This is a genomic window from Actinoallomurus purpureus, from assembly GCF_024055795.1.
Taxonomy (GTDB): domain Bacteria; phylum Actinomycetota; class Actinomycetes; order Streptosporangiales; family Streptosporangiaceae; genus Actinoallomurus; species Actinoallomurus purpureus.
This window is the reverse complement of record NZ_JAMXMY010000011.1, coordinates 250,373-268,871: the sequence shown is the minus strand read 5'-3', so window position 1 is coordinate 268,871 and position 18,499 is coordinate 250,373. Positions and strand designations below refer to the sequence as shown.

Here is an 18,499-nt window from a genome sequence, read left to right as displayed (position 1 = left end):
CTCAGAGCACCTTGGACAAGAAGTCCTGCGTGCGTCGGTGCTGCGGGTCGGTGAGCACCTCGCGGGGGTCGCCCTCCTCGACGACGACGCCCTCGTCCATGAAGACCAGCGAGTCGCCCACCTCGCGGGCGAAGCCCATCTCGTGCGTCACCACGACCATGGTCATGCCGTCCACGGCGAGCTGCCGCATGACGTCGAGGACGTCGCCGACCAGCTCGGGGTCGAGCGCGCTGGTCGGCTCGTCGAAGAGCATGAGCTTCGGCTCCATCGCCAGCGCCCGTGCGATCGCCACGCGCTGCTGCTGCCCGCCGGACAGCTGGGACGGGTAGCTGTCCACCTTCTCGGACAGGCCCACCCGGTCGAGGAGCTTCAGCGCCCGCTCCCGTACGACCTGGCGGGACTCGCCCTTGACCCGGATCGGCGCCTCCATGATGTTCTGCAGGGCCGTCATGTGCGGGAACAGGTTGAACCGCTGGAACACCATGCCGATGTCCCGGCGCTGTGCGGCCACCTCGCTCTCCCGCATCTCGTGCAGCTTGTCGCCGCGCTGGCGGTACCCGACGAGGTGGCCGTCCACCCAGAGCCGCCCGGAGTCGATCTTCTCCAGGTGGTTGATGCACCGGAGGAACGTCGACTTTCCGGAGCCGGACGGGCCGATGACGCACATCACCTGACCGCTCCGGACCTCCAGGTCGATGCCGCGCAGGATGTGGAGGCGGCCGAAGAGCTTGTGGATGCCCTCGGCCTTGACCATCACGTCGCTCGCGGGGGCGTTCTCGGTCATGCGGACCCCTCCCGTACGGCCGGGGGTTTGACGTGGAACGTCGTCAGGTTCCGCCGCAGGCGCTGCAGCGGGGTCGGGGGCAGCGCGCGTGAGGAGCCACGGCCGTAGTGACGCTCCAGGTAGTACTGACCGACCGAGAGGACCGAGGTCACGATGATGTACCAGACGCTGACCACGATCAGCAGCGGGATCGTCTTGTAGTTGGCGTTGAAGATGTCCTCGCCGGCCTTCAGCAGCTCGGTGAACGCCACCGTGGAGGCGAGCGAGGTCGTCTTCAGCATCGAGATCGTCTCGTTGCCGGTGGGCGGGATGATCACACGCATCGCCTGGGGGAGCACGACGCGCCGCATGATCTGCAGCCGTCGCATGCCCAGTGCCTGCGACGCCTCGGTCTGGCCCTCGTCCACGGACAGGATGCCCGCCCGGACGATCTCCGACATGTACGCGGCCTCGTTCAGGCCGAGGCCCAGGATCGCCGCGACGAACGTGGTGACCAGGCTGTTGACGTCCCAGGTGATGAACACCGGGCCGAACGGGACGCCGAGCGAGACGTCGCCCATCAGGGACTTGATGTTGAACCAGAAGATGAGCTGGACCAGCACCGGCGTGCCACGGAAGAACCAGATGTACAGCCAGGCCGCCGACGACATCAGCGGGTTCGAGGACAGCCGCATCAGCGCCAGGACGATGCCGCCCACGATGCCGATCGCCATCGCGATGACCGTCAGTTCCAGGGTGGCGACGAGGCCCTTAAGGATGCCGCCGTCGAAGAAGAAGTGCCGGAACGTCGACCAGTCCAACTGCTTGTTGGTGAACAACATGTGGACGAACATCGCGGTCAGCACGAGGATGACCGCGCCGCTCACCCACCGGCCGGGGTGCCGGACCGGCACGGCCCTGATGCTCTCAGGCCGTGTCGGTTCGGTGGTGTCGATCTGCGTCACGTTCGCCTCAGCCACCCGCGCCGTTGACCTTCGGGTCGGTGACGGCACCCGCGGAGATGCCCCACTTCTCCGTCAGCTGCTTGTAGGTGCCGTCCGAGAGCAGGTCCTTCACGGCCTTGAGAATCCCGTCGCGCAGGTCGTTCTCGTTCTTCGGGATCGCGATGCCGTACGGCGCCGTGTCGTACGCGTTGCCGGCGATGACGAACTTGCCGCCGGACTCCTTGGCCGCGTACGCCGCGACCGGCGAGTCGGCCAGGACCGCGTCGGCGCGACCGTTGCCCAGGGCCAGGTTGGCGGCGTTCTGGTCGTCCAGCGAGACCTTGACCGGGGCCGGCTTGCCGCCCGTCTTGCACTTGTCGAGCCGGGCGCCGGCGTCGGGCTTGGCCGCCGACTTGGGCGTGAGCTCGTCCTCCTGGGTCGTGCCCTTCTCCACGGCGACCTTCTTGCCGCACAGCGACAGGTCGTCCGGCATGAGCTTCTCCGGGTTTCCTGACTTCACCATCAGGCCGGTGCCCGCGTTGAAGTAGGTCACGAAGTCGAAGGTCGCCTCCCGCTGCTTGTTGTCGGTGAAGGAGGACATGCCGATGTCGTACTTCTTGCTCTGCAGCGCGGGCAGGATGTTGTCGAACTTGACGTCCTGGTACTCCGCCTTGACGCCGAGCTTCTTGGCGATCGCGGTGCCGAGGTCGACGTCGAACCCGACGACCTGGCCGTTCTGTTTGAACTCGTTCGGGGCGTATGACGCGTCCGTCGCGATGACGATCTTGCCGTTCTTCTTGATCGTATCGAGCGCGCTCTTGTCCCCCCGCGTCGTTGTCTTCGCGTTACAGGCGGACATGGCGAGGGCGGCCGCCAGGACTGTGATACCCGTCCCGATGACGCGACGGCGCAGAAGACCGCTGGGCACGGCGTCCTCCTCAAGACTGCGGGGCGAAACGCCCCGGTTGACTGCTCGGTGGTTGCAGGACATCTTGGCGCAACCCCGTCCGAAGTGCGATTACTGCCTTGAAACAATCCCGCAACGGACGTTGATCTTCGATCCGGCGCCGTACGCCCGCCTGCGGGGGCCTCAGGTCGGCTGCGCGGCGTTGATCTTCGGCTCGGTCACGGCACCGCCGCTGATCCCCCACTTCTCGGTGATGCGCTTGTAGACGCCGTCGTTCATCAGCTCCTTGACCGCCTTGAACACCGCGCCCCGCAGGTCGTCATGGTGCTTCGGGATCGCGATCCCGTAGAGCGCGTTGCCATACGCCTGCCCGGACACTTCGAGGCGGCCGGCGGACTGCTTCGCGCCGTAGGTGACGGAAGGGGCGTCGGCCAGCACGCCGTCGGCACGTCCCTTGGCCAGGGCCGCGTTCGCGGCGGCCTGGTCGTCGAACGAGAGGCCGATGGGAGCGGGCCGGCCGGCGTTCTTGCACGCGGCCCGGCGTGATCCGGCGTTCGGCTTCGTCGCGCTCTCGGGGGTGAGTTCGTCCTCCTGTGTCGTGCCCTTCTCGACGGCGACCCGCTTGCCGCACAGGGACAGGTCGTCGGGGCGCAGGCGTTTCGGGTTGCCCTTACGGACCAGCAGCATCGTGCCGGCTGAGAGGTACGTGACGAAATCCAGCCGGCTCTCCCGCTCTTTCGTATCGGTGAAGGAGGAGAGGGAGAGGTCGTACTTGCCCTCGCTGAGGGCGGGCATGATCGACTCGAATTTGACGTCCTGGAACTCCGGCTTCACGCCCAGTTTCCTGGCGATGGCGGTGCCCAGGTCGACGTCGAAGCCCACGATCTGCTCACCCTGCTTGAACTCGTTGGGCGGGTACAGGGCGTCGGTCGCGATGAAGATCTTGTCGGCCTTCTTGACGCGGCCCAGCGCGCTGGCCGGATCGGAGTCCTGGCAGGCCGAGAGCGTGAAGGCCGCGGTGAGCGCGGTGAGGCCCGTTGCGATCAGGCGGCGGGCGAGGGGGCGGGGACGCAGTGCTCCTCCTCGGGGGGGAGGTAAGGGACGAACGGGGGGAGTCAGACGACATCTTGGCCTACTCACGCCTCGAACGTGATCAACAATGACACGAATGGATAACGGGCGCTGCCGTGACCCGAACGTGCCACCCCCCTGACTGGGACCCGCATCGATGTGTGGGACTATTGATCGACGGGTGACCCCCGTACATCGAGAGACGGCCGTGCTGTCCATTGACCCGGAGGCAAAAGCGGTCGTCTGCCCGTATTTCTCACTAGTAGCAGGGGTCGCTGTGGCCGTTGAGCCTGTCCAGCCGCACAATTACGATGCCGATCCGGCCTTCGCGTTGCACCGGGGAGGCAAACTCGAGGTTCGCTCGACCGTCCCGGTCCGCGACAACGACGATCTCGCCCTCGCGTACACCCCCGGCGTGGCACGCGTCTGCACCGCGATCGCCGAGAGCCCGGAGCTCGCCTACGACTACACCTGGACGTCGAAGGTCGTCGCCGTCATCACCGACGGCACCGCCGTGCTCGGCCTCGGCGACATCGGGCCGGCCGCCGCGATGCCGGTGATGGAGGGCAAGGCACTGCTCTTCAAGGAGTTCGCAGGTGTGGACTCCGTGCCCATCTGTCTCGACTGCACCGACACCGACGAGCTCGTCGAAACCGTCATCCGGCTCGCGCCCAGCTTCGGCGGGATCAACCTGGAGGACATCAGCGCGCCGCGGTGCTTCGAGATCGAGGACCGGCTGCGCGCGGCCCTCGACATCCCGGTGTTCCACGACGACCAGCACGGCACCGCGATCGTCGCGCTGGCCGCGTTGCGCAGCGCGTCGCGCCTCACCGGGAAGCCGCTGCCGCAGATGCGGGCGGTCGTGGCCGGGGCCGGTGCCTCCGGGGTGGCCGTGTCCCGCATCCTGCTGAACGCCGGGATCGGCGACATCGCCGTCTCCGACAGCAAGGGTCTGATCCACGAGGGTCGCGACGGGCTCAACCCGATCAAGCAGAAGCTCGCCTGCGACACCAACCGCACCGGGCTGAAGGGCTCGACCGAGGACGCCCTCCACGGCGCGGACGTCTTCATCGGCCTGTCGGGCGGCACCATCCGCGAGGACAGCCTCGACGTGATGGCCGACGACGCCATCGTGTTCGCGCTGTCCAACCCGGACCCGGAGATCCACCCCGAGATCGCCCGGCGCCACGCGCGCGTGGTCGCGACAGGCCGGAGCGACTTCCCCAACCAGATCAACAACGTGCTGGCGTTCCCCGGGGTGTTCCGCGGAGCCCTCGACGTCCGCGCGCACACGATCACCGAGGGGATGAAGCTCGCGGCGGCCGGCGCCCTGGCCGACGTGGTCGGCGACGACCTTTCCGAGGACTACGTGATCCCCAGCCCGTTCGACGAGCGCGTCGCGCCCGCCGTCACCCGGGCGGTCGCCGACCAGGCCCGCAAGGACGGCGTCGCCCGCCTCTGACCCCGTACGCCGTTGCCCTCGGCCCGCACTCGCATGAGCGAGTGCGGGCCGAGGCTTTCGCGCTTCTCCGGGAAGCGCAGTGTAACCTTCCCGATACCGCTTGTGATCATTGACATTTTTATGTCACGCTGCCGACACTGAAGGCATGCGGAGGACAACGGTGCGGATCGACGATCAGCTACTGGCGGACGCCAAGGCGTTCGCTGCACAGCACCATCGCAGCCTGAATTCGGTAATCGAGGACGCGCTGCGCCAATTGCTGCAGCGTGCGCGAACGCCCGAACCAGAGCCGGTGGACTTCCCCGTCTACGGGGGAAGCGGGCCGGCGAGTCCCGACATCGACCTGAACGATCCTCGCGTCCTCAAGGCTCTCATGTACGAAGACGAAGAGGAGTACTACCGGATGCGAGCGCATGATGCGGCTGGTTGACGTCAACGTTCTCGTCTACGCTCACCGGCCGGACATGGCGGAGCATCAGCGATACCGTGCGTGGCTGTTCGCCATGATGGACAGTCCCGAGCCGTTCGCAGTATCGGAGCTCGCTCTCAGCGGATTCGTCCGAGTGGTGACCAACCCCCGCGTCTACAAGGATCCGACGCCGCTTCCGATGGCATTGGCCGCCGCATCAGCCGTCCGGGACCGCTCGAACTGCGTGCCTCTCGTGCCAGGTCCCCGAAACTGGGTGATCTTTACCGAGCTGTGCGAGAAGTCGGGGGCCAGGGGGAACACCGTTCCGGACGCCTATCACGCGGCCTTGGCCATCGAGCACGGATGCGAGTTCATCACCGCCGATAAGGGCTTCAGTCGCTTCCCTGGATTGAGATGGCGGCATCCCCTCAACTGATCGCTCGTTGAGCGGCGGGTTAGAGTGCCAACCATGTTCGCCGTCACCGCCGCACGCATTGATGCCGACAATCCGCTGACCGGCCTGGAGCTCGGGGAGCGTCCCGACCCCACCGTTCCCGAGGGCTGGACGACCGTCACCGTCAAGGCGACCGCGCTCAACCACCATGACGTCTGGACCCTCCGCGGCGTCGGAATCCGGGAAGAGCGGCTGCCGATCATCCTCGGTTGCGACGCGGCCGGGATCGACGAGGACGGCAACGAGGTGATCGTCCACTCGGTGATCGGCGATCCGGAGCGGGGCGGGGGTGACGAGACGCTCGATCCGAAGCGGTCCCTGCTGTCGGAGTCCTATGACGGGACGTTCGCGGAGAAGGTCGCGGTGCCACGCCGCAATCTGGTGCCCAAGCCCGCCTCGCTGTCGTTCGAGGAGGCGGCCTGCCTGCCGACCGCGTGGCTGACCGCCTACCGGATGCTCTTCGACAAGGCCGGGCTGCAGCCGGGATCGACGATTCTGGTTCAGGGAGCGGGCGGCGGCGTCGCCACCGCGCTGATCGCCCTCGGATCGGCCGCCGGTTACCGCGTCTGGGCGACCAGCCGCACCGACGACAAGCGCAAGCGCGCCCTCGAGCTGGGCGCGGACCAGGTGTTCGAGTCCGGGGCGCGGCTGCCCGAGCGGGTCGACGCGGTCATGGAGACCGTCGGCCAGGCGACCTGGTCGCACTCGCTGAAGGCACTGCGCCCCGGCGGCCGGATCGTCGTGTCCGGCGCGACCAGCGGGCAGGTGCCGCCGGCCGAGCTGAACCGCGTGTTCTTTCTCCAGCTGTCGGTGGTCGGCTCCACGATGGGCACCCGGGATCAGCTCGTACGGCTGGCGCGTTTCCTCGACAAGACCGGGGTGCGCCCGCGGATCGACCGTGCCCTCCCGCTGCGGGAGGCCCGCGAGGGCTTCGCCGCGATCATCGACGGCGACGTGTTCGGGAAGATCGTCTTCACGACCTGACCGTCACCGGCCGGTGTGCGGCTCGCCCTGGCCCAGGATCTCCGAGCGAAGCCGCGCGGACGTCTCGGCGAGCAGTTCGCGCACCGCTGCCACCTGCTCCTCGTCGACGCCGTCCCGCGCCGCGGTGTGGATCTCATCGACGAACTTCCGCAGCGCCCGGTCGAGCTTGACTCGGGCCGCGTCCTCACTGGTGCCGGTGGCGGTCGCCCAGGCGTCGTCCCAGGTGTGCCGCCACTCCTCCTTCAGCACCCGCTTCTGCTCTTTCCACTGCGCCTTCTGCCGCCGCGTCGTCTCCTTCAGGTTCTGCGCCGTGCCGGTCGCGCCCTGCCTGCGCATGTCGCGGGCGGCCTGGGTGAGCTCCTCGCGTAGCGACCGCACCGTGTCGCGTACGTCCTCCTGGACCTCGCGGGCGATGTCGCGTACGGATTCGGTCAGCTCCTCTTCCAGCTCGGCGAGCTCGTCCATCCGGCGCTCGAGCTCCGCGCGGCCCGCGTCGGTCAGGCGGTAGACCTTCTTGCCCTGGACGACCTCATGGGTGACCAGGCCCTCCTCTTCCAGCCTCGCCAGCCGCGGGTAGATGGTCCCGGGGGAGGGTGAGTAGACGCCGAGGAAGCGGTCCTGGAGCAGCCGGATGACCTCATAGCCGTGGCGCGGGCTCTCCTCGAGCAGCTTCAACAGGTACAACCGCAACCGGCCATGACCGAACACGGGGCTCATTACTCGCTCCCCCTCCTCACTCGCTCGCCGATCACGTCAGTTCCTCTGGATCCGTCCGGCTGAGCAGCGTGATGGCACCGGAGACCGAGTTGACGGCGAGGGACGCCCCGCCGTCGTTGAGCGTACCGGTGATGTACTTGCCCATCGGGCGGTCCTGCCGGGTGAGCTCAGGGAACGCCGCGTCGACGCGGCCGGTCACGGAGTTGAGGGTCACCTTGGCGGAGGTGGACTCGGGAAGCCGCATGGTCACCTCGCCGGAGACGGTGTTCACCTGAGCGTGGCCGCCGGTGCGCAGGTCGACGTCGGTGGTGACCTTCCCGGTGACCGAGTGCGCGGTCAGCCGGTCGAGGCTGCCTCCGGCCAGCGCGAGGTTCCCGGAGACCGACTTGAAGGCCACCGTGCCCGCGAGTCCCTGCGCCTCGATGTCCCCGGCCGCGGTGTTCGCGTCGATCGATCCGGTGACGCCGTCGAGGGTGACGTCGCCCGAGGCCGTCTTGATCGAGACCCGGCCGGTCAGGCCGGTGACGACCGCGTTCGCGGTGACGAGGTTCAGCGTGACCGGGCAGTCGGGCGGAACGGTGATCGTGACGGCGACCCGGCCGCGGGTGTTCTGCAGCCACTTGAGGACGCCGTCCCAGCCGCCGCTCTTGTGGTTGAGGACCAGCATGCCGGCCTCGTGAACGATTTCGAGGGGCTGGCCGGAGATCTCGGCGACCTGGAGTGTCGGTCTGTCGTCGCTCGGCAGGATGGAGATGCTGCCTGCCACGATGTTGGCTCTGAGCGCGACCACGCCGTCGAAGTCGAGTGTGGTCGGCTCATCCACGGTCCAACGCGCCACGGCACGATCCCCTTCCGTCAGGACGTTTCGCTCCTAACAAGATATGTCGTGTTTGTGGGAAGTCAAGATGTATCGCGTCACGTCGCCGTACGGGGAGGTGCGTCGTGCCGCCGGCGTCTCCCTGCCGGCCCCTCCTGAGGCGGGTCAGTCGTCGTCTTCGTCGCCCAGCCGCGCCAGCCAGGTGGCGAGCCGTTCGACCGGCGTCTCGAACTCGGGGTTGAGGTCGACGAACTCCCTCAGCCGATCGGCCAGCCAGACGAAGGAGACCTCCTCCTCGCCCCGGCGGTCGGCCAGTTCCTCGATCCCCCGATCGGTGAAGTACATGCCTCTCGCAACTGTTCTCTCGGTGCTGACATTTCCCGGCCCGGAGCGGAACGGCGCCCCGCACGCGAACGTGCGGAGCGCCGTGCGCCGGGTGCGGCCGTTACTCGCTGAAGACCGCGGCGACCAGGCCCTGCTGCTCCAGGGCGTGGATCTTGGCGGACCCGGCGGCGGGCGAGGAACTCGCCCGGCGGGAGATCCGCTTGAGCTCCCGGCCCTCCAGGTGCGGCGGCAGCTTCAGCGCCATGAAGGGCCACGCCCCCATGTTGGCGGGCTCCTCCTGTGCCCAGACCAGCTCGGCGCCGGCCGGGTACTTGGCCAGCTCCGCCTTGATCTCGTCGACGGGCAGCGGGTAGAGCCGCTCGACGCGGATGAGCGCGACCGAGGTGTCACCCGACTTCTGCCGGGCGGCGTCCAAGTCGTAGTAGAGCTTGCCGCTGGAGAGCACGATGCGGCGAACCTGGCCCAGCTGCGCCGGGTCGCTGAGCACCGGCTGGAAGGACCCGGAGGTGAGGTCCGCGGTGGCCGACGTGGCGGCCTTCAGCCGGAGCAGCGACTTCGGCGTGAAGACGATCAGCGGCTTCTCCCGCGGCGACAGCGCCTGCCAGCGCAGCAGGTGGAAGTAGTTCGCCGGGGTGGTCGGCTGCGCCACGGTCATGTTGTCCTGCGCGCAGGTCTGCAGGTAACGCTCGATGCGCGCGGACGTGTGGTCCGGGCCCTGGCCCTCGTGGCCGTGCGGCAGCAGCAGGACCACGCTGGAGCGCTGGCCCCACTTCTGCTCGCCGGAGGTGACGTACTCGTCCAGGATCGACTGCGCGCCGTTGGCGAAGTCGCCGAACTGCGCCTCCCAGCAGACCAGCGCGTCCGGGCGGGTCATGGAGTAGCCGTACTCGAAGCCCATCGCGGCGTACTCGCTCAGCAGCGAGTCGTGGACGTAGAACTTCGAGATGCCCTTGCCGAACTGCTTGAGCGGGGTGTATTCCTCGCCGGTCTTGCGGTCGAAGAGCACGGCGTGCCGCTGGCCGAAGGTGCCGCGCCGGGTGTCCTGGCCGACGAGGCGCACCGGGCGGCCGTCGATCAGCAGCGACCCGAGCGCGAACATCTCACCGGTCGCCCAGTCGATCGCGTCCTCTTCCACCATCTGCGCGCGCTTGGCCACCAGCGGCTGGACGCGCGGGTGCGGCGTGAAGCCCTCCGGCAGGTTGAGCTGCGTGTCGACGATCCGCTTGATCGTCTCGTCGGAGACGGCGGTGCCGACCCCCGCGTGGTCCAGCGGGATGCGCTCGACGTCGGGCTTGGTGAAGCCCGCGGGCGGCTGCTGTTTGGTGGCCTCGCGGGTCTCGCTGAACACCCGCTCCAGCTGCTGCTGGTAGTCGCGGAGCGCCTGCTCGGCCTCTTCGACGGTGATGTCGCCGCGGCCGATGAGGGCCTCGGTGTAGAGCTTCCGGACCGACCGCTTGGCGTCGATGATGTCGTACATCAGCGGCTGCGTGAACGACGGGTTGTCACTCTCGTTGTGACCCCGCCGCCGGTAGCAGATCATGTCGATGACGACGTCCTTGTTGAACGTCTGGCGGTACTCGAACGCGAGCTGGGCCACGCGCGCGCACGCCTCGGGGTCGTCGCCGTTGACGTGGAAGATCGGCGCCTGGATCATCCGGGCCACGTCGGTGGCGTAGACGCTGGAGCGGGAGTACTCCGGCGCGGTGGTGAAGCCCACCTGGTTGTTCACGACGACGTGCACGGTGCCGCCGGTGCGGTAGCCGCGCAGCTGCGAGAGGTTGAGGGTCTCGGCCACGACGCCCTGGCCCGCGAACGCGGCGTCGCCGTGGATGAGGATCGGCATGACGGTGAAACCGCCCTCGCCGACGTCGCGCAGGTCCTGCTTGGCGCGGACGACACCTTCGGCGACCGGGTCGACGGTCTCGAGGTGGCTCGGGTTGGCCACCAGCGAGGTGCGGATCTTCGAGCCGTCCCGGGCCACGAAGTCGCCGTCGGCGCCGAGGTGGTACTTGACGTCGCCGGAGCCCTGGGCGCTGCGCGGGTCGAGGTTGCCCTCGAACTCGCCGAAGATCTGGCCGTAGGACTTGCCGACGATGTTGGCCAGGACGTTCAGCCGGCCGCGGTGGGCCATGCCGATGACGACCTCGTCCAGGTGATCCTGGGAGGCCGCGGTGATGACCGAGTCGAGCAGCGGGATCAGCGACTCGCCGCCCTCGAGCGAGAAGCGCTTCTGCCCGACGAACTTGGTCTGCAGGAAGGTCTCGAACGCCTCGGCGGTGTTGAGCCGGCCGAGGATGTGCTTCTGCTCCTCGGGGTCGGGCTTCTCGTGAGAGACCTCGACCCGCTCCTGGATCCAGGCCCGCTCCTTGGGATCCTGGATGTGCATGTACTCGATGCCGACGGTGCGGCAGTAGGAGTTGCGCAGGACGCCGAGGATTTCGCGGAGCTTCATCGTCGGCTTGCCGCCGAAGCCGCCCGTGGCGAACTCGCGCTCGAGGTCCCAGAGGGTGAGGCCGTGCTTGAGGACGTCGAGGTCGGGGTGGCGGCGCTGCGTGTACTCCAGCGGGTCGGTGTCGGCCATGAGGTGACCGCGCACGCGGTAGGCGTGGATCAGCTCGTGGACCCGCGCGACCTTGGCGACGTCGTCCTCGTGGGTGGCGCTGATGTCCTGCACCCAGCGGACCGGCTCGTACGGGATCCGCAGCGCCTCGAAGATCTCGTCGTAGAAGTCGCCCTCACCGAGCAGCAGCTGGTGCACGCGGCGCAGGAAGTCGCCCGACTGGGCGCCCTGGATGATGCGGTGGTCGTACGTCGAGGTCAGCGTCATGACCTTGCTGATGCCGAGCCGGGCGAGCGCCTCCTCGGAGGTGCCGGCGTACTCGGCGGGGTACTCCATCGCGCCGACGCCGATGATCGTGCCCTGACCGGGCATGAGCCGCGGCACGGAGTGGACCGTGCCGATGGTGCCCGGGTTGGTGAGGCTGATCGTGGTTCCGGCGTAGTCGTCGATGGTCAGCTTGTTGCCCCGCGCCTTGCGCACGAGCTCTTCGTAAGCGGCCCAGAACTGGCGGAAGTCGAGGATCTCGGCGGCCTTGATGTTGGGCACCACGAGCTGCCGCTGGCCGTCGTCCTTCTTCAGGTCGATGGCGAGGCCGAAGTTGACGTGTTCTGGCTTGATCAGCGTGGGCTTGCCGTCCACCTCGGCGTACGAGGCGTTCATCTCCGGCATCGCCCGCAGCGCCCGGATGATGGCATAGCCGATCAGATGGGTGAAGGAGACCTTCCCCCCGCGTCCGCGCTTGAGGTGGTTGTTGATGACGATACGGTTGTCGATCAACAGCTTGGCCGGGACCGCGCGCACGCTCGTCGCGGTCGGCACGGCCAGGCTGGCCTCCATGTTGGTCACCGTGCGGGCGGCGACGCCGCGCAGCCGTACCTCTTCGGCACCGGGCACCTGCGGGGCGGCCGCGGGCTTCTTCGCGGGCGCGGCCTCGGCGGGCTTGGCGGCGGCGGGCGCCTGCTTCGGGGTGGGAGCCGTGGGTGAGGGAGGAGCCGCGGGGGGCGCGGCCGAGCCGTCGGCGCCGGCGGGAGCCTTGGACGGTCGGTCCGGCTGGTAGTCGGCGAAGAAATTCCACCACGCTCGGTCAACCGAGTTGGGGTCTTCTAGGTACTTTTGGTACAACTCGTCGACCAGCCACTCATTAGGACCGAAGTCAGGAGTGCTCAGGTCGGCGGAGGATCGCGACGACTGGGTCGACACGGCGGCGATCGCCCTCTTCCGCGGCTCGCAGGTGGATCAGTAACCTTGACAAGGCTACCGGCCTCAGGGCCTCGGCGGGGCAAAGCCCCGGGCGGGCCGGTCGGTCTTCGGTGATCTCCACCAAAACCGACTGCATGATTCCGGCAGATTCAGGGTAAGACTAGTCGGTTAACGGCAATCTGCCTGTGACGGCCGTCTCATCTCCGGCGCGACTGCGCCGAGACCCTCCTCACAGGTCGGTGACGCGGGCGGCGAAGTAGACGGCCTCACTCTCGGCATGCCGGACGAACACCAGGAACGGCCGATCGACCCGGAACTCCACGGGACGCCCGGAGTACGCGGACAGGGTCACCACCACGGCCGTCGCCGCGGCCCCCTCGACCCCGGCCTCGTCGACGTCGAGCACGGCCTTGTGCTCGATCCGGTCGAGGTGGACAGGTTCCGCAGCCATCCCGGAGAGGTCGGCGTCACCGGTGAAGGCGGTCCCGGCGCCGAGCGCGCCGAGGCATTCGCCCAGGCTCACCCGGCTCTCCACCCGGAACCGGGGCAGGGACAGCGCGACCCTGACGGACCGCGCGGAGGCGCGCAGCGTTCGCAGGAGGCCGGGGTCGGGCGGCGCCGCGGCGGGATCCGTCCCGAGGAGCACCTCCACCGAGACGCCGCCGTCGGCGGCCGGCGCGGCCATGCGCCAGCCGTCGGCCTCGGCGTACGGCATCCGCCCCGTCCGCCGCATCATCGGCACCTCGTGGGGCCCGCGCGCGCCGTGGAAGGTCTCGGGCCGGGTGTCCCGCTCGGCGAACGTGCTCTCCCAGGCGGCCTTCAGGTAAAGCGCGTTGGCGAGGACGGCAGCGGTCCGCCGATCGACCGCCCCGGGCGGCAGCAGGTCCCGGATCAGCTCGTTTGTGACCTTCTCCACCTCCCGGTTGACGGCTTGACGGGCGGCCTCCGGATCGGCGGCGAAGTCGGCGACCCGGACCGAGGCCCCGGGAAGGTCGGCGATCGACCGCCGGTAGGCGTCCTCGAAGGTCAGCCCGGCGTGGGCCCAGAGGGTGTTGGCCACCCTGATCTCGGCGTCGCCCGGCGCGGCGGCCTCGGCGAGACGGAGCCGTTCCGGGGGTGCGCCGAGCACCCGCGTCAGCTCCTCCAGTGTCCTTCCGCGCGCGCCGGCGGCGACCAGCGCGAGCGCCGACGCCACCGAGTACGGCGACCAGACGAGGTTTCCCTCCGGGGGCAAACGGCGGTGAAGATTCACCGTGAAGTCGTCCATGTGCGGCACCCTCCTGATCCAAAGTAATAACCCGTGTCAGACCTGAGGACGATTCAGTCATGGACCAGGGCTCATACGATGACGGACATGACGACGCCGGAAATGGGATGTTGATCGCCTGTGGGCCAGATCACGCATGCACTTCTCGACCTTCACGGTCCGGTCATCTACGGCGTCGTCGCGGCGCTCGTCTTCGCTGAGGCGGCGCTCTTCTTCGGCTTCGTCTTCCCCGGGGAGACCGCCATCGTCGTGGCCGGCGTGCTGGCCAGCCAGCACCGGGTCTCACTCCCCATCCTGCTTGTGATCATCGTGCTGTCGGCCGTCATCGGTGACTCGGTCGGGTACGAGATCGGTCGCCGCTACGGTGACCGGCTACTCGGCATGAAGGCGCTGCACAAGCACCGGCCGAAGGTCGAGAAGGCGCACGGCCTGCTGCGCCGGCGCGGGGCGTTCGCCGTCTTCATCGGCCGCTACACCGCACTGCTCCGCGCGCTGATGCCCGCGCTCGCCGGCAGCGCCAAGATGCCGTACGGCCGGTTCCTGGCGTTCAACGCCCTCGGCGGGGCCACGTGGGGGATCGGCTTCACCGTCGGCGGTTTCCTCGCGGGGACCGCGTTCGAGCAGGTGGCGCAGTGGGCCGGGAGGGTGCTGGCGATCGCGGTCGGCGCCGTCGTCGTCGTGGCGTTCGTCGTCTGGTCGGTGCGCCGCAAGCGCCGGGAGAACGCCGTGGGAGAAGAGGAGAGCCCGTCGGCCGATGAGCCCAAGCCGGTTCCCGACCTCGGCCCCTGACGCCGCCCCTCTTGCGATTCCCGGCCGAGCGCGATTCGGTTCGGTGGTGGACACTGTCTGCACGGCGGACCCCGTGTCCAGGAGATCAGGTCGCGAGGAGGGTACGGAGAATGGCGGAACTGCGGTTTGACGGACGGGTGGCGATCGTCACCGGAGCGGGCCAGGGCCTCGGGCGGCAGCACGCGCTCGAACTGGCCGCGCGCGGCGCGAAGGTGGTCGTCAACGACCTCGGCGGCGCGCTCGACGGCAGCGGAGCCTCCACGGGCCCGGCCGCCGACGTGGTCGCCGAGATCAGGAAGAACGGCGGAGAGGCCGTCGCGAGCCCCGACAACGTGGCCACCGCGGAGGGCGCGGAGGCGATCGTACGGACCGCGCTCGACGCGTTCGGCCGCGTGGACATCGTCGTCAACAACGCCGGCATCCTGCGCGACAAGTCGTTCAAGAACATGTCGCCGGAGGAGTTCGACCAGGTCATCGCCGTGCACCTGCGCGGGTCCTTCCTCGTCACGCACGCCGCCTGGCCGCACCTGCGCGAGCAGGCGTACGGCCGGGTGGTCATGACGTCGTCGCCGGCGGGGCTGTTCGGCAACTTCGGGCAGGCGAACTACTCGGCGGCGAAGATGGGGCTGGTCGGCCTGACCAAGACGCTCGCGGCCGAGGGCGCCAAGTACAACATCAAGGTCAATGCGATCGCGCCGGTCGCCTGGACCCGGATGACGGAGGATCTGTTCCCCGCCGAGTTCCAGGACCGGCTCAGTGTCGAGCACGTCTCGCCCGTGGTCGTCTGGCTGGCTCATGAGAGCAACGAGAGCAGCGGCGAGACCTACACCGTCGGCGGCGGGCGGGTGGCCCGCGTCTTCGTCGCCGAGGGCCCCGGCTTCACCAAGAAGGACGGGCTGAGCGTCGAGGACGTCCGCGACAACTGGCAGCAGGTCAACGCGACGGAGCCGTACCTCGTCGCCAAGAACATCGGCGAGCAGACGACCGCGCTCTTCCAGGCGCTCCAGTAACGCTGCCCGCATACCCGGTCGGCACCCCGCCACCCGCGTCCGCGCGGGCGGCGGGACGCCGGCGCTCCGGCCGGGCTACGCCCGGAAGTCGGCGTAGTCGAAGCCGGGGGAGACGACGCAGCTGACCAGGACCTCTTGGTCCGAGGCGGGCCGGGCGGCCTGCCAGACGCCGGCCGGCACGAGCGCCTGCGGCCGCCGCCCGTCCTCGACGTCCGGGCCGAGGATGATCGTTTCGGTCTGCCTGCCGGGGGTGTCGGCGTCACCGCCGAGCGTCAGCGCCAGTGGGCCGCCGCGATGCCACAGCCACAGCTCGTCCGAACGGACGGAGTGCCACATCGACTCCTCGCCCGGACCCAGCAGGAAGTAGATGCCGGTCGCGGTCACGCGCTCGCCGCCGTGCGCCGCGACCCGTACGGACGTCCGCCAGGTCTCGCGGAACCAGCCGCCCTCGGGGTGCGGCAGCAGGTCGAGGGCCTCGGCGATCGCCGGCCGGACGTGGAGACCGGTGACCTTCCCGCTCGGGTCGCGGCGGGCGTACCGGATCTGCCTGACGGTCTCACGGTTGACGACGCCGGGCAGCGTCAGCGGCGGATGGTCGAAGACCAGGGCGATGACCTGCTCGTCGCCGAAGGCGTCGGTGGCCAGCGCGGCGGCGTCCTCCTCCGGCGCGTACGCGGCCGTCTCACTGCGGAACGGCTCGTCCGGATGGGCGCGCCACGCGCCGAGCGTCGTGAGTAGGAGCACCGTTCCACCGTAGTGCCGCGAGTGATCTCACCGGTGGACCCGGCGGTCGGCCTCCCGTCGTGTTCCGTGCCATTGGTCTCGGAGTTGGAGAGAAGTTGGGTTAAGATACATCGCGACTTGAAGGGGGTCCCTCCATGGAGCCGTACCACGAGGCGGCGCCGAGCCTGCGCGCGTCCGACCAGGAACGCGACGAGACGGTGCAGCGGCTGCAGCTGGCCTTCGCCGAAGGACGCCTGACCGACGGGGAGTTCGACGAGCGCATGCGCGGCGCCCTGGCCGCGCGGACCCACGCCGACCTCGCCGGGCTGCTCGTCGACCTGCCGACGGCCACCGCTCCCGTCGTGCCGCGATCGGCCGCATCCGGGAACCTGCCGAAGCCGGGGCGGTACACCGTGGCGATCAAGAACAGCGTCCGGCAGGCCGGGCGCTGGCGGGTGCCCGGGAAGTACCGCGCGCTCGTCTACAAGGGCAAAGGCGTGATCGACCTGCGGGCGGCGGAGCTGACCGAGCCGGTCACCGCCATCCTCGCCGTGGCGTACAAGTCGGACATCCAGATCCTCGTGCCGCCCGGCGTGCGGGTCGAGACGAACGGCTTCGGCGTCACCCGCGACGATGACTGGACCGGTGACCTGCCGGCCGACGCCCCGGTCGTGCACATCCGGGCCGTCGCCTACAAGGGCCGGGTCGAGGCCCGGACCACGCCCGAACGCTGACCTCTCCGCCCGGCGGCGGTGACATCTCCCACATCACCCGAACGAACCTTTTCGGCGGCAAAAGCATCGTAAAGATCGCCCGCATGAGGTAAAACAGGTTGGCTCGTGCAATCTGTCAAAGTTTGGGAGAGCTGTATGCGAATAAGCCTGGGGAAGGCCGCCGCCATCGGGACGTTGTCGGCAATGGCCCTCGTCCCGGCTGTGGCCGCCCCCGCGACCGCGTTCGCGGCCGCCGCCACATCCCCCGTCTCGGCGCAGGCCAACCCGACGGTTCACTTCGGCGACAAGGGCGCGGCGGTGACGCGCCTCCAGCAGCGCCTGATCGCCCTCCACTACGACCCGGGAAAGGTCGACGGCCAGTACGGCAGCGGCACCCGTTTCGCGGTGTGGGCGTTCCAGAAGGCCCAGGGAATGCACCCGGTGCAGTCGGCGCCGGTGGGCAAGAAGACCTGGGCGGCGCTGGCCCACCCGCGGGTTCCGAAGCCCCTCGTCAAGAACGGCGCCAAGACCCGCGCCGAGGTCGATATCAAGCACCAGCTGCTCTTCATCTACAAGAGCGGCAAACTCGTTCTCATCAGCCACATCTCCTCGGGCTCGGAGACGTATTACTACCAGAACGGCCAGAAGGAGAAGGCGCACACGCCGCGCGGCAACTTCAAGGTCTACCGGAAGGCCAAGGGCTGGGAGACCTCTCCGCTCGGCAAGCTCTACAAGGCCAGCTACTTCATCGGCGGCTACGCCATCCACGGCGAGCCGGAGGTGCCCCTGCACCCGGCCTCGCACGGCTGCGTGCGCATCCCGATGCAGACGGCGGACATCGTGGCCCCGATGCTGCCTATCGGCACCCGGGTCTACGTCCGGAGCTGACCCGCTCCTGAACTCCCGACGGAGCCGTACGCGCGAGCGTACGGCTCCGTTCGTGGCTTCAGCAGTCGACCAGCTCGGGGCGCTGGTTGAGGATCTGGGCGCGCGGGGTGACGAACTCCCGGTACGCCGCGTCGGCGCCTGGGCTGAACACCGCGACCTTGTGGCAGTTCTGGAACGCCAGGCGGACGCCGTAGTAACGTTCCAGCGCCCCGCGCATCGCGTCGCTGGCCAGCATGCGCAGCAGCTGGCCGCGGGCCGCCTCGTCGGGGGGCGGCACCTCGTTGGCCGCGAAGTCGGCGCCGTCCGTCCGGAGTTCGCCGATCAGTCCGTCGACGACCTGCCAGGCGTACGGCAGGGACGTGCGGATGCAGGCGAGGAAGGCCTCGTCGTCGAGGTCGTCGCGGCGGGCGCGCTCGACCAGCTCGGGGGAAACGGTCAGGGACATGTTCACCACCTCCGGAACGGGACGCTAGGCA

19 protein-coding genes are annotated in these 18,499 nt (G+C 68.9%); 8 read left to right on the top strand and 11 right to left on the bottom strand.

Annotated elements, in window-relative coordinates; translation table 11 throughout:
- Position 1 precedes the first annotated feature (1 nt).
- From NE236_RS22155 to NE236_RS22140, 4 genes are all read right to left on the bottom strand, one after another.
- Positions 2-784: an amino acid ABC transporter ATP-binding protein gene (locus tag NE236_RS22155; protein WP_289850705.1), complete on the bottom strand. Its 783-nt coding sequence runs from the start codon at positions 782-784 to the stop codon at positions 2-4.
- On the bottom strand, positions 781-1,743 hold the full coding sequence (locus NE236_RS22150; RefSeq protein WP_252843968.1) for an amino acid ABC transporter permease: 963 nt from the start codon (positions 1,741-1,743) through the stop codon (positions 781-783). Before NE236_RS22150 ends, NE236_RS22155 begins: the two co-directional genes overlap by 4 nt.
- Positions 1,736-2,635: an ABC transporter substrate-binding protein gene (locus NE236_RS22145; RefSeq protein ID WP_252843967.1), complete on the bottom strand. Its 900-nt coding sequence runs from the start codon at positions 2,633-2,635 to the stop codon at positions 1,736-1,738. The genes NE236_RS22150 and NE236_RS22145 overlap by 8 nt, the downstream gene beginning before the upstream one ends.
- Before the next feature lie 162 nt (positions 2,636-2,797).
- Complete coding sequence (locus NE236_RS22140) at positions 2,798-3,754, bottom strand: ABC transporter substrate-binding protein (RefSeq protein WP_252843966.1); 957 nt, start codon at positions 3,752-3,754, stop codon at positions 2,798-2,800.
- 208 nt (positions 3,755-3,962) lie between these two features.
- Here NE236_RS22140 and NE236_RS22135 point away from each other — a divergent pair, with 208 nt between their 5' ends.
- From NE236_RS22135 to NE236_RS22120, 4 genes are all read left to right on the top strand, one after another.
- Positions 3,963-5,147: an NAD(P)-dependent malic enzyme gene (locus NE236_RS22135; protein WP_252843965.1), complete on the top strand. Its 1,185-nt coding sequence runs from the start codon at positions 3,963-3,965 to the stop codon at positions 5,145-5,147.
- Positions 5,148-5,307: 160 nt separating this feature from the next.
- On the top strand, positions 5,308-5,577 hold the full coding sequence (locus NE236_RS22130) for a type II toxin-antitoxin system VapB family antitoxin (RefSeq protein WP_252843964.1): 270 nt from the start codon (positions 5,308-5,310) through the stop codon (positions 5,575-5,577).
- Positions 5,561-5,992, top strand: coding sequence for a type II toxin-antitoxin system VapC family toxin (locus tag NE236_RS22125; protein ID WP_252843963.1), 432 nt, complete (start codon positions 5,561-5,563; stop codon positions 5,990-5,992). Before NE236_RS22130 ends, NE236_RS22125 begins: the two co-directional genes overlap by 17 nt.
- Before the next feature lie 33 nt (positions 5,993-6,025).
- Entirely contained in the window at positions 6,026-6,994 is a 969-nt protein-coding gene (locus NE236_RS22120) for a zinc-binding dehydrogenase (protein ID WP_252843962.1), read from the top strand.
- A 3-nt stretch (positions 6,995-6,997) separates the two neighbouring features.
- Here the strand turns inward: NE236_RS22120 and NE236_RS22115 are convergent, their stop codons facing one another.
- The 5 genes from NE236_RS22115 to NE236_RS22095 form a co-directional block, all read right to left on the bottom strand.
- Positions 6,998-7,711: a PadR family transcriptional regulator gene (locus tag NE236_RS22115; protein ID WP_252843961.1), complete on the bottom strand. Its 714-nt coding sequence runs from the start codon at positions 7,709-7,711 to the stop codon at positions 6,998-7,000.
- Between the two features lie 31 nt (positions 7,712-7,742).
- Positions 7,743-8,549 carry a DUF4097 family beta strand repeat-containing protein gene (locus tag NE236_RS22110; RefSeq protein ID WP_252843960.1) on the bottom strand — a complete coding sequence of 269 codons (807 nt, stop codon included), beginning with the start codon at positions 8,547-8,549 and terminating at the stop codon, positions 7,743-7,745.
- Between the two features lie 144 nt (positions 8,550-8,693).
- Complete coding sequence (locus tag NE236_RS22105; protein WP_252775676.1) at positions 8,694-8,873, bottom strand: DUF6104 family protein; 180 nt, start codon at positions 8,871-8,873, stop codon at positions 8,694-8,696.
- A gap of 100 nt (positions 8,874-8,973) precedes the next feature.
- Entirely contained in the window at positions 8,974-12,633 is a 3,660-nt protein-coding gene (locus NE236_RS22100) for a multifunctional oxoglutarate decarboxylase/oxoglutarate dehydrogenase thiamine pyrophosphate-binding subunit/dihydrolipoyllysine-residue succinyltransferase subunit (RefSeq protein ID WP_252843959.1), read from the bottom strand.
- A gap of 229 nt (positions 12,634-12,862) precedes the next feature.
- The gene (locus NE236_RS22095; RefSeq protein WP_252843958.1) at positions 12,863-13,900 is read right to left on the bottom strand and encodes a serpin family protein; all 1,038 of its coding nucleotides are present in this window, start codon (positions 13,898-13,900) and stop codon (positions 12,863-12,865) included.
- Positions 13,901-14,020: 120 nt separating this feature from the next.
- On the opposite strand from NE236_RS22095, the gene NE236_RS22090 reads away from it, so the two are divergent.
- Together NE236_RS22090 and NE236_RS22085 are read left to right on the top strand one after the other, a co-directional pair.
- Complete coding sequence (locus tag NE236_RS22090; RefSeq protein ID WP_252843957.1) at positions 14,021-14,689, top strand: DedA family protein; 669 nt, start codon at positions 14,021-14,023, stop codon at positions 14,687-14,689.
- Between the two features lie 110 nt (positions 14,690-14,799).
- Positions 14,800-15,699 carry an SDR family oxidoreductase gene (locus NE236_RS22085; protein WP_252843956.1) on the top strand — a complete coding sequence of 300 codons (900 nt, stop codon included), beginning with the start codon at positions 14,800-14,802 and terminating at the stop codon, positions 15,697-15,699.
- Between the two features lie 75 nt (positions 15,700-15,774).
- Here NE236_RS22085 and NE236_RS22080 read toward each other — a convergent pair whose 3' ends face one another.
- The gene (locus tag NE236_RS22080; RefSeq protein ID WP_252843955.1) at positions 15,775-16,443 is read right to left on the bottom strand and encodes a cupin domain-containing protein; all 669 of its coding nucleotides are present in this window, start codon (positions 16,441-16,443) and stop codon (positions 15,775-15,777) included.
- 134 nt (positions 16,444-16,577) lie between these two features.
- Here NE236_RS22080 and NE236_RS22075 point away from each other — a divergent pair, with 134 nt between their 5' ends.
- Positions 16,578-17,156 carry a DUF1707 SHOCT-like domain-containing protein gene (locus NE236_RS22075; RefSeq protein ID WP_252843954.1) on the top strand — a complete coding sequence of 193 codons (579 nt, stop codon included), beginning with the start codon at positions 16,578-16,580 and terminating at the stop codon, positions 17,154-17,156.
- 135 nt (positions 17,157-17,291) lie between these two features.
- Positions 17,292-18,023, top strand: coding sequence for a L,D-transpeptidase family protein (locus tag NE236_RS22070; protein WP_252843953.1), 732 nt, complete (start codon positions 17,292-17,294; stop codon positions 18,021-18,023).
- A 58-nt stretch (positions 18,024-18,081) separates the two neighbouring features.
- Here the strand turns inward: NE236_RS22070 and NE236_RS22065 are convergent, their stop codons facing one another.
- Positions 18,082-18,468 (bottom strand): SCO5389 family protein, encoded by a 387-nt coding sequence (locus NE236_RS22065; RefSeq protein WP_252843952.1) that lies wholly within the window; start codon positions 18,466-18,468, stop codon positions 18,082-18,084.
- Positions 18,469-18,499: the final 31 nt, after the last annotated feature.

What these genes read in the sequence shown, in the direction of transcription:
- NE236_RS22155 (WP_289850705.1), bottom strand. Translation starts at nt 784, where the DNA reads ATGACCGAGAACGCCCCCGCGAGCGACGTGATGGTCAAGGCCGAGGGC.
- NE236_RS22125 (WP_252843963.1), top strand. Translation starts at nt 5,561, where the DNA reads ATGATGCGGCTGGTTGACGTCAACGTTCTCGTCTACGCTCACCGGCCG.
- NE236_RS22120 (WP_252843962.1), top strand. Translation starts at nt 6,026, where the DNA reads ATGTTCGCCGTCACCGCCGCACGCATTGATGCCGACAATCCGCTGACC.
- NE236_RS22115 (WP_252843961.1), bottom strand. Translation starts at nt 7,711, where the DNA reads ATGAGCCCCGTGTTCGGTCATGGCCGGTTGCGGTTGTACCTGTTGAAG.
- NE236_RS22105 (WP_252775676.1), bottom strand. Translation starts at nt 8,873, where the DNA reads ATGTACTTCACCGATCGGGGGATCGAGGAACTGGCCGACCGCCGGGGC.
- NE236_RS22095 (WP_252843958.1), bottom strand. Translation starts at nt 13,900, where the DNA reads ATGGACGACTTCACGGTGAATCTTCACCGCCGTTTGCCCCCGGAGGGA.
- NE236_RS22085 (WP_252843956.1), top strand. Translation starts at nt 14,800, where the DNA reads ATGGCGGAACTGCGGTTTGACGGACGGGTGGCGATCGTCACCGGAGCG.
- NE236_RS22075 (WP_252843954.1), top strand. Translation starts at nt 16,578, where the DNA reads ATGGAGCCGTACCACGAGGCGGCGCCGAGCCTGCGCGCGTCCGACCAG.
- NE236_RS22070 (WP_252843953.1), top strand. Translation starts at nt 17,292, where the DNA reads ATGCGAATAAGCCTGGGGAAGGCCGCCGCCATCGGGACGTTGTCGGCA.
- NE236_RS22065 (WP_252843952.1), bottom strand. Translation starts at nt 18,468, where the DNA reads ATGTCCCTGACCGTTTCCCCCGAGCTGGTCGAGCGCGCCCGCCGCGAC.